This window comes from Blautia sp. RTP21359st1_E11_RTP21359_211015 (assembly GCF_040910705.1).
GTDB classification, from domain to species: domain Bacteria; phylum Bacillota; class Clostridia; order Lachnospirales; family Lachnospiraceae; genus Blautia_A; species Blautia_A fusiformis.
In genome coordinates this window covers 1-13,550 of sequence record NZ_JBDGAB010000006.1, presented here as the reverse complement: position 1 = coordinate 13,550, position 13,550 = coordinate 1, and the positions used below count along the sequence as shown (strand labels likewise).

The following is a 13,550-nucleotide window of genomic DNA, read 5'->3' as shown; positions in this document are numbered from 1 at the left end:
GACCTAATTCATCTATTATTACATTTATTCATCAAAATCCGTCTGGTTTCCACAACGAATCTATGTTATGATTATTCCGTAATTTTTCTTATAATAGTAGTTTGTTTCACATCGGACTGCTGCCGCCTATCTCTTTCTCTTGCTGTCGGAATCGGATTCACCACAGCAAGTGAGAGCGGGATCTGGGATATTTTCCCGTCGATCATACAGTCCGTTTTTGCGTAAAATGTAGTTGCTGTTGTATTTATCATATCCATTGTTTTAAGCTGTATCCTGCCTGAAAACATGGACATTGAAAAGATCAAGGAATAGGGATGTAAAAATGTTTAAAATTCTCATTGCGGAAGATGACCTGGAACTCCGCCAGCTTTTCCGGCATGTCCTCTTAAAAAACGGTTATACAGTAAAAGGGGTCTCTGACGGGCAGGAAGCGCTGGATGTCCTGGAAAAAGATTATTACGATCTGATCATTTCGGACATAATGATGCCCAACATGGATGGCTATGAACTGGTCCGCTCACTCAGAGATGCCGGAGATTCCATTCCTGTACTTATGGTCACTGCCAAAGATGCTTTTGATGATATGCGTATGGGATTTCTGTCCGGTACCGATGATTATATGGTGAAACCGGTCAATATCAATGAACTGGTTTTGCGGGTAGGTGCACTTCTCCGCAGAGCACAGATGATCAATGAGCGGAAACAGCGAATCGGAGATACCATTTTGGAGTGCGATTCCCTGACGGTCTCCACCTCCTCGGAAAGTATGGTACTTCCTCAGAAAGAATTCATGCTCTTATATAAGATGGTTTCTTTTCCGGGAAAAATCTTTACCCGGCAACAGCTTATGGATGATATCTGGGGATATGATTCCGCAAGCGATGCCCACACAGTAGATGTCCACATTGGAAGGCTTCGGGAACGCTTTCGCGATAATCCGGATTTTAAGATCGTGACGATCCGTGGAGTTGGATATAAGGTGGTAAAGGCATGAAAAAGAAACTCTTCATAAATTTAAGCATTCGTTTACGTTTTATCTTTATGATCATGTTGGAGCTTGTCTGTGTATCTCTGATATCCTGGCTTGTTATGGATGTACTGCATATTTCAGCTGTTCCGAACATCGTATGGATCATCCTGGCCAGCGTGACCGCAGGGGGTGTCCTTAACAACTTTCTCAGTATCCGGTATTTCGGTCCTGTACTAAAGCTGAAAAAAGCCATGCAACAGGTTGCTGAAGGCGATTTTTCCGTCCGACTGGAAACGGAAAAGCAAATGAAGGAAATCCGGGATATTTATTCTAATTTCAACCTGATGGTCCAGGAACTGGAAGCAACGGAGATTCTGCAGACAGACTTTGTTTCCAATGTTTCCCACGAATTCAAAACTCCCATCAGTGCTATTGAGGGTTATGCAACTCTGCTGCAGGATGATGACATGCCTATATCAGAAGAGCAGGAGCAGTACATCAGCAAAATCCTTTTTAACACCAGAAGGCTTTCCCACCTGGCAGGAAATATCCTGTTGCTGTCCAAGATCGAACACCAGTCGATCCAGACCCGTCAGAACTGGTACCGTCTGGATGAGCAGATCCGACAATCCATTGTTATGATGGAACCGAAATGGTCAGAAAAAGAAATTGAATTTGATGTGGACATGATGGATGTGGAGTATCTTGGAAACGAAAATCTCATCTGTCATGTATGGGACAATCTGCTTTCCAATGCTATCAAATTCAGTCCCTGTGGTGGTACGATCTATATCCGGATGATGCCGGAAGGAGAAAAGATTCGTTTTTCCATAGAAAACGAAGGCCCCCAGATCAGTGAATACTCCATGAAACATATCTTTGACAAATTTTACCAGGGCGACAGTTCCCATAAACAGGAGGGAAACGGTCTTGGACTTGCCCTTGTAAAACAGATCCTGAACCTGTGTAAGGGAACCGTTTCCGTGGAAAATATTCCCGGAAGCGGCTGTCGTTTTACTGTTATACTGTAAAACAAATATTTTACACATATCCATAAAACCAAAAAACAGCGGACACCTTATTTTTCATGAGGTTCTTCCGTTGTTTTTTATTTTATATAAACTTTTTCATAAACTTCAACAATTGTTGAGAAACAGTTGATGTTAAGTTGCAGATCATCTTTTAAAGTATAGGATAGTTATTTATGAAAAAATACAGGAGATATGGACTATGTTATTAAAAAAAGCACCTGCCTACCGGAAAGCAGAAAAGGAAGATTTTTCAATAATCCGGGAATTTATCCGAAGAAATTATAAAGACCGCTGGGAGTTTGAGGAAACACATACCGAAAAACGTCTGACCAGACTTTTCTTTTACACCTATATGATATACAGAGATAGCGTTACCGTGGCAACCTACCGTGATCAGGTAGTTGGGGTGCTCATTACCGGTAAAGAATCTCATGGCCATTTTGCCCCGGTTTTCCGTTTGAAAAAAGGCTATCATTTCCTGCGCCTGAAGTTTACTAAGGAAGGCCGGAAGAATCTGGAGCATTTTAACAAACTTCAGGATATGAAAAAACAATTGACTGTTTCCCCGGAGAAACCGACTCCCGGAAATATCCTCTTTCTTTATGTAAGCAAAGATTACCGCAGAAACGGAATCGGTACCGGGCTTCTCAAACAGATTTCAACAGAGAAGGATACGGATTATTCCATATATATGGACCAGCTGGATCAAAGAACCTTTATGGAAAGTCATGGTTTCGTAAAGAAAAACGAGGTTTCCCAGATGCGGGAGCTAAACAAAAAACGCTTCCGGGAAAGTGTAGCTCTTTATAAAAAAGAACCGCGTTGCGAAACACATTCATAAATTACGCAGGAGATAAATGGAAAATGAAAAAAATTGGAATCATGGCTGACAGCCACAGTGGCATTTTAAAACAAGAAGCAAAGGAACTGGATATTCATGTCCTTCCCATGCCTTTTTATCTGAATGGAGAACTGTTTCATGAAGACCTGGATTTTTCCAGAACAGGATTTTATGAGAAGCTGCGTGAAGGAGCAGATGTTTCAACTTCACAGCCTTCCCCACAGGAAGTTATGGAAATGTGGGACGAAATGCTTTTATCTTATGATCAGATCCTTTACATTCCGTTGAGCAGTAGTTTAAGCGGTTCCTGCATGACTGCTGCCGCCTTGTCTCAGGAACCCAAATACGAAAACAAAGTGTTTGTGGTAGATAACGGGCGTGTTTCCACACCCCTTCACCGTTCCATTCTGGATGCGATAGACCTGGTGGAAGATGGATATACAGCACCGCAGATCAAGGATATTCTAGAAGCTTCCCGTGAAAAAACCGTGATCTATGTCGGATTAAGCACACTGGAATATCTGAAAAAGGGAGGCCGTATCAATACCACCACAGCACTGGCCGCAAATCTTCTCAATATCAAACCGGTTATGAAATTTGGAACCGGTAAACTGGATGTTTTCCAGAAATGCAGAGGCATGAAAAAATCAAGAAAAGCCATGATCGATGCTATGCACAGAGAATTGGAAACAACTTTTAAAAAAGAATATGATGCCGGAAAAGTATATCTTATGGCTGCTTCCAGCAGCACTGCGGAAATTACCGCAGACTGGATCTCACAGATCCGGGAAAGCTTTCCGGGAATGGATGTGATGTGTGATGATCTTTCCCTTGGACTTTCCTGCCATATTGGCCCGGACGGACTGGGAATCGGATGTTCCTGCATGCCTTTATAAAAAACGTCTCAATATTTTCTGCAAATAATCCAGGGTTGTGGTATGATATTGTTATCAATACATAACAGGCAGATTTTATCTGTTATTATAGCACTTCCAACCATTCATGTTCTGCACAGCTGAACTCGATGCAGTAATTTCTGGGAGTGCTATGATCAGAAGGGAGAAATTATCATGGCAAAAACAATTAAAGAATTAACACAGGATCTTCTTCAGGCACCATCTGCATGCAAAGAAGTAAAAGAAGCGGCACAGAATTATCTGGATGCGGCAGGAACTGAGAAAGAAGCAGATGCGGCAACTGCTTACGTAAAAGAGCTGGAAGCAGATATCATGCCCATCGACGGACTGATCTCTTTTGCAGGTTCTGACATGGGCGCACAGGTATTTGGCGCAGATGACGCAAAAAAGATCCTGGCTCATGCTGAGGAGATCAAAGCTTCCGGTGCAAAATACTGTGACTGCCCAGCATGTGCAGCCTGCGAAGCACTTCTGAACAAAAAAGCAGAAATTCTGAAGTAATCACATGGCCCAGTTTGAAATTGAGATCAAGCTTCCATTAAAGAATCTTAAGGAAACCCTGAAATTTCTGACAGATCAGGGATTTCAGGAGACAGCACAGATCCAGGAAGAAGATACCTATTTTAACAGTGTCTATCATGATGTAAAAAAACGTGATGAAGCACTGCGTATCCGAACAAGCACAGACTGCAGATCCGGTATTTCTAAGACTCAGATTAATTTTAAGGGGCCCAAACTGGATAAAATCTCCATGTCCCGAATGGAACTGGAAACAGAAGTATCCGATGCAGAAGTGCTTAAAAATATTCTCATCCATTTGGATTTTTCTCCGGTAGCGTCTGTCATGAAAACGCGAAAGTATATGAAATGTGGCAGATTTACCGCCTGTCTGGATCAGGTAGAGGGACTTGGAGACTTTCTGGAGCTTGAGGTGATCGCAGAGCAGGAAAGTGAGCGGAAAGAAATTTTATCCAAAATGGAAGATCTGCTTGCCATATTGGGATATCACATGTCGGACACTGTACAGACTTCTTATCTCAGTATGCTTTCGAAAAAATTAAATAAAAATCTTTTTTAAACCAGCAGGAATATTTTCGTGTGAGTATCTAAGGTACAGAATACGGAAATGTTCCTGTTTTTTCTTTTCTTACAATTCTTCGGCGTTCCAAGTTTATCTATCATACTATAAATCCCACATCACAAAGCAACACCAAACCACATTCAATGTACATGTCATTACTATTGACCACTCGTGATTTTTGTTGCTTTATGTTTATTTTTATGTGGTTTATTGAATGTTTACAAGATTTTTTGCATTTTACATGTGGATTTATTGATATTTTTTCAAAAAAGCCCTTTACAAATCCACACAATCGGGCATATAATAAAGTCACAAACAACAAGAAAGCATATTGAAGCAATCGCAAACCCAACAATAAACCACATTTAAACACGGAGGAAATATATTATGAAAATTCTTGAATCTAAATTCGTACAGGGCTTTATCAAAATGGCAGATGATGGATATAAGCAGGGGTGGCATGAAAGAAACGGCGGAAACTTAAGCTATCGTCTGAAAGCAGAAGAAGTGGAAATGATCCGCCCACGACTGAACGCCCCCGGAGAATGGACCCCCATCGGTGTTGAGGTTCCGGGACTTGCCGGAGAGTTTTTCCTGGTAACAGGAAGCGGTAAATATTTCCGTAATATCATCGTTGACCCGGAAGTATGTCTTGCGATCATTGAGCTTGACGAAACAGGAACCAACTACCGTATCCGCTGGGGTCTTGTGGAAGGCGGTCGTCCGACCAGTGAGCTTCCAACTCATCTGATGAACCATGAAGTAAAGAAAAAACTTACCAACGGTAAACATCGTGTTATTTACCATGCACATACCACCAATACCATTGCACTTACCTTCGTTCTTCCCCTGGATGACAAGGTATTTACCCGTGAACTCTGGGAATCCGCAACTGAGTGTCCGGTAGTATTCCCGGATGGTGTAGGTGTCATCGGATGGATGGTTCCAGGTGGAAGAGAAATCGCGATCAAAACCGCTGAACTGATGAAAAAATATGATGTTGTTATCTGGGCGCATCATGGTATGTTCTGCTCAGGCGAGGATTTCGACCTGACCTTCGGACTTCTTCATACCGTTGAAAAATCTGCAGAGATCCTGGTTAAGATCTTATCCATGGCTCCACAGAAGCTGCAGACTATCACACCGAATAACTTCCGCGCCCTTGCAAAGGATTTCAAAGTAACTCTGCCGGAAGAATTCCTTTACGAAAAGAAATAAAATCCTTCATATGCAGCAAATCCTATAATCGGTATCTCTATCTGAAACTTTATCAGAAACAACCAAATATTTGCTGATTTTTGCCGATAAATCTGGTATGATAAAAACATATCTGGTTTATCAGCAAATTAATATCAGAAAGGATATGGATAAGGTATGGAAGAATTATATAAAGCGATCGAAGAGAAGATCAAGGCAAGCGGATACCCGCGAAAGATTTCCGGAGAGGACGTTTACGACGACATCTGCGATCAGATCGATGGGAAAGAGAATGGAAGCTATGTGCTGCTTTCCAAATTTGATGATGATGTGATCTTTGAATATCATATCTCAATTATGGACAGTGAATTTAATCTGGGTGTTCTTACCATGCGTACTCCGGAGGGTGTATTCGAGACAGATTTTGATAAATAAGTTAAGTACGGATTTTGATTTTGGGTCATGGATATAATACAGATGTCCATAATCACTGCTTAAGGTTTTTTGAACCCTACAGGGAATTTGAGATTTTCTTGATCTGATTAAATATATAGAGGCAGTTGATTTACATAATTTATATTATGTGAACTAACTGTCTCTATATTTATATGCAATGCATGTCAAACGAATCAGTTACTCCGCAGTCCCATTATTCATCAGTCCTCGCGAAGACGTACCGCCTTGGCCGCCTGACGCCGTCTGGCATCATCCAGAGCCGCATAATGCTTCTTAGTAGTATTGACATCCTTATGACCCAAAACATCCGCTACAAGGTAAATATCACCGGTTTCCTGGTACAGGGCAGTACCATAGGTGCTGCGAAGCTTATGCGGGGTGATCTTTTTTGTAGTTGTGATCTCCCTGGCATATTTTTTAACCAGATTCTCGATAGCCTGAACACCGATCCGGCGGCGTTGGGTAGAATAGAAGAGAGCGTGCTCATGGCCTGCCAGAGGCGTAATATTCTCCCTGACTTCCAGATATTTCTTCAACGCTTTTTCTACTTCAGGACCAAAGTATACAACCATTTCATTTCCGCCTTTTCGGGTAACTTTGATTCCATTGTTTTTGAAGTCTACATCCTCAACATCCAGTCCGACACATTCCGATACTCGGATCCCGGTACCAAGAAGGAGAGTAACAATAGCAAGATCTCTGTCCTTCGTTTTTTCATGGTACATCCGTTTCTGCCCGGTCAGCGTATCTCCGCAATGCTCAATATAATCCAGCAGCATGGCAACCTCATCTGTATCCAGACGAATAATATTCTTATCATGGATCTTGGGCACATCGATCAGAACAGACGGGTTGGTGGTGATCATTTCATGTTTATAATAGTAAGCATAAAAACTTCTTAAAGCAGAAATTTTACGTTTGACGCCACGTTCACCATTTGTTTCCGTTTTGGAAGAGTCCGCGGATTTATAAACTTTGAGAAATTCTTCATATTCCTCAAGATCAACAGCTTTGACCTGATCCAGAACATCAACTGTGAAATCCGACATGGTTTTGTCTTTGAACATTCGATTTTGCTCCAGTAAAAACTGGAAAAATATACGAATGTCATATGCATAGGAAATTCTGGTCTTGGTTGTAGTCGTTGCATCGATAGCCCGGAAATAATCCCTGCAAAATGGCGGAAGCGTTTTTAAAACCTCACGGAGTTTTAAAGTATTGTCAATGTCATTTTGTTCGTGGTAAGTAATTTTGTTATCCATAAAAACTCCTTAATATATAAATTTTACATAATTTGCAGGAAATACCTGAAACACCTGTTAAAAGAAGTGGTTTTACACTCATCTATATCTATACGACAAACCCGAGTTTTTCAAATAGATGGGTAGTATAAACAGCTACTTCCTACAAAATTGTCTGTTTTTGATAAATTTTCAAGTAAATAAAGTGCCTCCTTATGGAAGCACTTTTTATTATTATTTGTCGTTACCCTCTGAGGCTTTCATCAAAAATAACGGTAAACGGTCCGTCATTTTCCAAAGATACTTTCATATCTGCACCAAAAATTCCATGTTCTACAACCGGAACCTGTTTACTGGCTTCCGAAATAATATATTCATATAATTTATTTGCTTCATCCGGTGCACCGGCTTCTATAAAGCTTGGACGGTTTCCCTTACGGCAGTTTGCATATAAGGTAAACTGTGAAACCAAAAGCAATTCCCCGTTTACATCCGCCAGGGACAAATTGGTCTTTCCATTTTCATCCTCAAAAATACGAAGTCCCAGAAGCTTTTTCAGATACCAGTCTGCATCCTCTTTGGTGTCCTCACGGCCAACGCCGATCAGAACAAGAAACCCTTTTCCGATTTTTCCGACAATTTCTCCGTCTACTTTGACTTCTGCATGATTTACACGCTGAATTACAAATTTCATAACCTGTTCTTCCTCCGTCTCCGTCTGTTTTTCTGCTTCAATCGAAAGCCTATATATTTCGCCTGAATAAATTTAACTAAAAATGTAAACATTCGTTTAATTTCATCCCAAGCCCCGGACCAGATTCTGTTTTTTTCCGCTTTTACTGTAACTTCCTGTGCTTTTGATACGGATTTTTTCACCGGCATTGGCAGGACCTTTCCGGAAACGGGGTCTACACAATCAATATTTCTATAAAACTCAGCATCTGCAGACATATCTTTTTCATCAAGACTACGTCCGATCAGCTTCCATACGGCAGCATTCAGCACAGCAAATACCGGAACTCCAACGATCATTCCCGGAACTCCAAATAAACCACCACCGACCATGATTGCAACAATAACCATAAAGCTGGACAGTCCGGTCGACTCACCCAGGATCTTTGGTCCAAGGATATTTCCGTCAAACTGCTGAAGGATCAGAATAAAGATCAGGAAATACAAGCTCTGAATGGGATCTACCAGCAAAATAAGAAGAAAACACGGAACTGCTCCCAAATATGGCCCGAAAAACGGAATAACATTTGTAACTCCAACGATCACACTGACCAGAATCGCATATGGGGTTCCGATGATCGATGTTCCAACATAACACAATACACCGATAATTGCGGAATCCAGGATCTTTCCGCTGATAAATCCACCAAAGGTTTTATGCGTAAAACGCATGGAATGAACAAGAAAGGTTGCCCATTTGGTTGGAAGAACTGCATAAACAGCCATTTTTGCCTTGGCAACAAATCCCTCTTTATCCGCCAGTATATAAAGAGATACGATCGCTCCAATAAGGAAATTCTTCAAAAAAACAAGAAGATCCAGAAAGCTTGCGGATATATTTTTCATCATAAACTGCATCTGGGGAAGGATCGTATTTGTCAGATACTCCTGTAATCTGCTGGAATACTGATTGATCTGGCTGATCATATCCGGATTCAGTTTCCATCCCTTTTCCACGACGGAATTTAACCAGTTTTCCACTACACTTACATAATGAGGAAAACTGTAGATAATATTCATGATGCTTCGAATCAATTGAGGAAGGATCATCATGACAAGGGCATAAATGACCAGAAACATAAGAAATACAGAAAGGATCACACAGATCCAGCGTACTACTTTCCTCCCCTTTTTCTGAAGTGCTTTATTCCTTTTTTCAAAAATCGGAAAAATGATCTTCCTCTCCAAAAAATTAACAATGGGAGTTAGCAGATATGCTATGGCAGCTCCGTAAATGATCGGCGCCATAATACCGAAAAATGTTTTAATTCCGGTGATCAGAGATTTCATATGGAAAATCCCGTAATAAAATAAAATACTGGCAGCAATAACCAGAAATGCAGTCACACCTAACTGCACATAGCGATGGTTCCAACGAATTTTCATAGTAATTTCCTCCACCAGGTGATTATAACATAGCATCTCTGGTTTGTGTCTAAAAAAAACATAAACATTATTTTCCAATAACCTGCAAAGATAAATTCCGACTTCAGGGTATCGCGCTGATACAGAAAACACCCCGCCATAAAATGGCAGGGTGCCTAAAAATCTGATGTTTATTTTTTCAGGCTGTCATAAATGTGAATGGCTTCGATAATTGCCTTCGCAGTTCCATCAATGCCAAGCTTGCTGCTATCCAGACAAAGATTATAGCTGTCCGCAGATCCCCATTTCTTGTTGGTATAATAATTATAGTAGCTGGAACGGCTTTTGTCTGTTTTGTTGATCATGTCCTTGGCCTCTTTGGCATTTTTATTGTATTTCTGAGCAATACGGTTGATACGCCAGTCAAGGTTTGCATGAACAAATACACTGAAACAATCCGGATTATCTGCAAGTGCATAATCCGCACATCTGCCGACCATTACACAGGGACCTTCTGAAGCCAGCTTCTTGATTGCCTCAAACTGTGCAAGAAAAATCTTATGGTTCATAGGCATGTCTGTAAATCCGGCTGAGGAATACCCAAATGAATAAGTATCCATTACAAGAGAATAAAGAAAACTGTTTGTTGGCTTCTCATCATGATGCTCAAACAGCTCCTTGCAGATCCCACTGTCATTGGCTGCGTGCTCCAGCAGCTCTTTATCATAGCATTTGATTCCAAAATATTTAGCAACTTCCTGGCCGATCTGTCTTCCGGCGCTGCCATATTTACGACCGATAGTAATAATAGAACTTGTTGTATTGTTACTCATAACAGCCACATCCTTTCTGCTCAGATTCAGCGAATTTGCAAATATTAACTCCGCTTCCTCTTTAATATAGTTATTATACACTATATTTCACAAGTTTTCCAGCTATTTTCGCAATTTTGTCAGCAATTTAACAAAATATTCCGGAAGTGGGGCTGTAAATTCCATATATTCCCCGGTACGTGGATGAACAAATCCAAGGATCATTGCATGAAGTGCCTGTCCCTCCAGATGATAGGGATTTCTGGATGAACCATACACCGTGTCCCCAAGAAGCGGATGTCCGATACTGGCCATGTGCACACGGATCTGGTGGGTACGGCCTGTTTCAAGACGACATTCCACATACGTGGCCTCGCCAAAACGTTCCAGCACTTTGTAATGTGTTATTGCGTCTTTACCATTTTTATGATTGATGGCCATTTTTTTACGATCTGTCGGATGCCGTCCAATAGGTCCCTCTATGGTTCCCTCATCCTCTTTCAGATTTCCCTGCACAACTGCCCGGTAGCGTCTGCGGATACTGTGACATTTCAGCTGTTCTGCCAGATCCCGGTGAGCAATATCATTTTTGCATACCAACAATGCCCCGGTGGTATCCTTATCAATTCTGTGGACAATTCCAGGCCGCATCACTCCGTTAATACCGGAAAGGCTGTCACCACAATGTGCCATAACTGCATTGACCAATGTTCCCTGATAATGCCCGGCTGCAGGATGTACAACCATCCCTTTGGGCTTATTAACGATCAGTACATCTTCATCCTCGTAAAGAATATCCAGCGGAATATCCTCCGGAACGATATCCGGCTCACTGGAATCCGGGATCTCCAGATGGATCCTGTCATTTTCACGGACCTTATAATTAGATTTGGCAGCCTTCTCTCCCACGGTAATCTGTCCTTCTTTCAGAAGTTTCTGAAGGAAAGACCTGGAAAGACCGCTGTCTTTCTCAGCAAGATAGCGGTCGATTCGTATACCTGATTCTTCTTTTTCTACTGTATAATCATATATTTCCATTTATATCTCCTACAAGAACAGACAGATACATGATATATCTCTCTGCCCGGATCACTGTTTGATATTCAGAAACGCAAAATCATCATCTCTGTATTTCGTGCATACAAACAGGATCAGAAAAATTCCACTTACAACCACATAAACATCCGCAAGATTAAATACCGGAAAATCGATCAGGGAGAAATAGATAAAATCGATCACATATCCTCTGAAAAAACGATCGATAAAATTTCCCAGTGCACCAGCTGCAAGTACTGTAGCAATGGTGAGCAACGGCAGATAAAACCGCTCTTTCGGAATACGGATCCATGCATAGAGGATCACTCCCAGAAACAGTACACTCACAATGGCAAAAAAGAGTACACTTCCCTGAAACATTCCAAACGCAATTCCCCTGTTTTCCGGATAGAGATAATGAAGTTCAAGTACGCCGGGAATCAGCGAAACCGATGGTTGTCCTTTCAGATACAGATATGACAGCCATTTTGCTCCCTGATCCGCAGCCACGAGTAAGATCAGCAAAAAAATGTCCCCCGACATACACTTACTAAAAGACATTTTCTGATGATGGTTAACACGACTGATCATAGAGTTATCTCCTGAATACAGGAAAGCATTTCTTCATCGGTAACTGTTTTGTCGATAAAGCTTTTTCCGATACCATCCATCAGGATAAACCTGATATGTCCCTGTTCCATTTTTTTGTCTTTCTTTGTTGCGGAAAGAACTTCTTCCGGAATAAGACCATCTACATGCACCGGAAGATCGTAATCCGAACATCCCTGGCAGATTTCCTGATATTCTTCTTTGGTCAGAAGTCCTCGTTTCATGGAAAGATATGCCGCAGCTACCAGTCCGACTCCCACACACTGTCCGTGGAGCAGGGTGAAATTCTTAAGTTTTTCTACTGCATGCCCCACAGTATGTCCCAGGTTAAGAAGCGCACGCTCTCCCTGTTCCTTAGGATCACGCTCCACAACGCCTGCTTTGATCTCACAGCATCTGCGTACCATTCTGGCAATCTGTTCCATATCCAGCTTTTTGATCCCTTTCTGCTCACAGCATACATAGCGGAAAAAATCTCCATCACAGATCAATCCTGTTTTTAAAATCTCACCCATTCCGCAGGCAAACTGTTCTGCCGGAAGCGAAGAAAGAGTGCTTAGATTCATATATACAAGACGTGGCTGGTGAAAAGCTCCTACCATGTTTTTGTACTGCTGAAAATCTACGCCGGTTTTTCCGCCAACGCTGCTGTCTACCTGTGCAAGCAGTGTTGTCGGTACCTGAATGAAGTCAATCCCCCTGAGATAAGTTGCCGCGCCAAATCCGGTAAGGTCCCCTACCACACCACCGCCTAATGCAACAAGCAGACTTTTTCGGTCAAGACCATTTTGGATCAGGGCCTGATACAATGCCGAAACGGTATTAAGGTTTTTGTTTTTTTCTCCTGCCTCAAAGGTGAACACAGAAATATCGGAACTTACCTCACTTAAAACCTGTTTTACAGATTCTTCATACAGTGGTCCCACATTAGAATCTGTTACAATGCAGATTTTTCTGTCAACAAGTCCTTCTTCCTTCATAACCTGTGCCAGATTAGAAAAATCTTCTTCAAAACAGATGGGATAATGAAAATCACCTTCTCGTTTTACAAGTAATTTTGATGCTGTCATTGCGTTTTCCTCCTAGCTGTTCAGATATAAAGCAGAATCCGTACCCCAAGACGTCCTTTTTTTGTCTGACGGGATACCCCATCATAAATAAAACGTCCCTTTTTCCGAACGGATATGATGTCTCCCTCTTTGGGCTCATAACCATTGGATGTGATCAGTTTTCCATTTACAAAAACAAGCCCTTCTTCAATAC

At 41.5% G+C, this 13,550-nt stretch carries 16 protein-coding genes and 1 pseudogene; 9 read left to right on the top strand and 8 right to left on the bottom strand.

The window, feature by feature from the left end:
* Positions 1-126 precede the first annotated feature (126 nt).
* From AB5026_RS03290 to AB5026_RS03250, 9 genes and pseudogenes are all read left to right on the top strand, one after another.
* A pseudogene (locus AB5026_RS03290) lies at positions 127-312 on the top strand (purine permease); the annotation flags it as partial.
* Between the two features lie 10 nt (positions 313-322).
* Positions 323-994 (top strand): response regulator transcription factor, encoded by a 672-nt coding sequence (locus AB5026_RS03285; RefSeq protein ID WP_021652048.1) that lies wholly within the window; start codon positions 323-325, stop codon positions 992-994.
* The gene (locus tag AB5026_RS03280; RefSeq protein WP_059085857.1) at positions 991-2,001 is read left to right on the top strand and encodes a HAMP domain-containing sensor histidine kinase; all 1,011 of its coding nucleotides are present in this window, start codon (positions 991-993) and stop codon (positions 1,999-2,001) included. Before AB5026_RS03285 ends, AB5026_RS03280 begins: the two co-directional genes overlap by 4 nt.
* Before the next feature lie 199 nt (positions 2,002-2,200).
* Positions 2,201-2,842: a GNAT family N-acetyltransferase gene (locus AB5026_RS03275; protein ID WP_059085858.1), complete on the top strand. Its 642-nt coding sequence runs from the start codon at positions 2,201-2,203 to the stop codon at positions 2,840-2,842.
* A gap of 23 nt (positions 2,843-2,865) precedes the next feature.
* A complete protein-coding gene (locus AB5026_RS03270; protein ID WP_161208782.1) occupies positions 2,866-3,738 on the top strand; it encodes a DegV family protein in 873 nt (290 codons plus the stop codon).
* Between the two features lie 174 nt (positions 3,739-3,912).
* Positions 3,913-4,260 (top strand): hypothetical protein, encoded by a 348-nt coding sequence (locus AB5026_RS03265; RefSeq protein ID WP_015525145.1) that lies wholly within the window; start codon positions 3,913-3,915, stop codon positions 4,258-4,260.
* Between the two features lie 4 nt (positions 4,261-4,264).
* Entirely contained in the window at positions 4,265-4,837 is a 573-nt protein-coding gene (cyaB, locus tag AB5026_RS03260; RefSeq protein WP_161208780.1) for a class IV adenylate cyclase, read from the top strand.
* A gap of 390 nt (positions 4,838-5,227) precedes the next feature.
* Positions 5,228-6,058 carry a rhamnulose-1-phosphate aldolase gene (rhaD, locus tag AB5026_RS03255; protein WP_129974502.1) on the top strand — a complete coding sequence of 277 codons (831 nt, stop codon included), beginning with the start codon at positions 5,228-5,230 and terminating at the stop codon, positions 6,056-6,058.
* Positions 6,059-6,214: 156 nt separating this feature from the next.
* Entirely contained in the window at positions 6,215-6,472 is a 258-nt protein-coding gene (locus AB5026_RS03250) for a hypothetical protein (protein ID WP_015525151.1), read from the top strand.
* Between the two features lie 221 nt (positions 6,473-6,693).
* Here AB5026_RS03250 and AB5026_RS03245 read toward each other — a convergent pair whose 3' ends face one another.
* The 8 genes from AB5026_RS03245 to AB5026_RS03210 all read right to left on the bottom strand — a co-directional run.
* On the bottom strand, positions 6,694-7,755 hold the full coding sequence (locus AB5026_RS03245; protein ID WP_173741191.1) for a tyrosine-type recombinase/integrase: 1,062 nt from the start codon (positions 7,753-7,755) through the stop codon (positions 6,694-6,696).
* 223 nt (positions 7,756-7,978) lie between these two features.
* On the bottom strand, positions 7,979-8,428 hold the full coding sequence (dtd, locus tag AB5026_RS03240; RefSeq protein ID WP_114001611.1) for a D-aminoacyl-tRNA deacylase: 450 nt from the start codon (positions 8,426-8,428) through the stop codon (positions 7,979-7,981).
* Positions 8,425-9,852, bottom strand: a complete 1,428-nt coding sequence (locus AB5026_RS03235; RefSeq protein WP_178529005.1) for an AI-2E family transporter — start codon at positions 9,850-9,852, stop codon at positions 8,425-8,427. The genes dtd and AB5026_RS03235 overlap by 4 nt, the downstream gene beginning before the upstream one ends.
* A 170-nt stretch (positions 9,853-10,022) precedes the next feature.
* On the bottom strand, positions 10,023-10,664 hold the full coding sequence (locus AB5026_RS03230) for an AAA family ATPase (protein WP_022427272.1): 642 nt from the start codon (positions 10,662-10,664) through the stop codon (positions 10,023-10,025).
* Positions 10,665-10,766: 102 nt separating this feature from the next.
* Entirely contained in the window at positions 10,767-11,681 is a 915-nt protein-coding gene (locus AB5026_RS03225) for an RluA family pseudouridine synthase (RefSeq protein ID WP_015525156.1), read from the bottom strand.
* A gap of 51 nt (positions 11,682-11,732) precedes the next feature.
* On the bottom strand, positions 11,733-12,203 hold the full coding sequence (lspA, locus tag AB5026_RS03220) for a signal peptidase II (protein WP_242872557.1): 471 nt from the start codon (positions 12,201-12,203) through the stop codon (positions 11,733-11,735).
* A 62-nt stretch (positions 12,204-12,265) separates the two neighbouring features.
* The gene (aroB, locus tag AB5026_RS03215) at positions 12,266-13,357 is read right to left on the bottom strand and encodes a 3-dehydroquinate synthase (protein WP_092069990.1); all 1,092 of its coding nucleotides are present in this window, start codon (positions 13,355-13,357) and stop codon (positions 12,266-12,268) included.
* Positions 13,358-13,377: 20 nt separating this feature from the next.
* On the bottom strand, positions 13,378-13,550 hold a 173-nt coding region (locus tag AB5026_RS03210), incomplete at its 5' end, for a S4 domain-containing protein (RefSeq protein WP_368212765.1).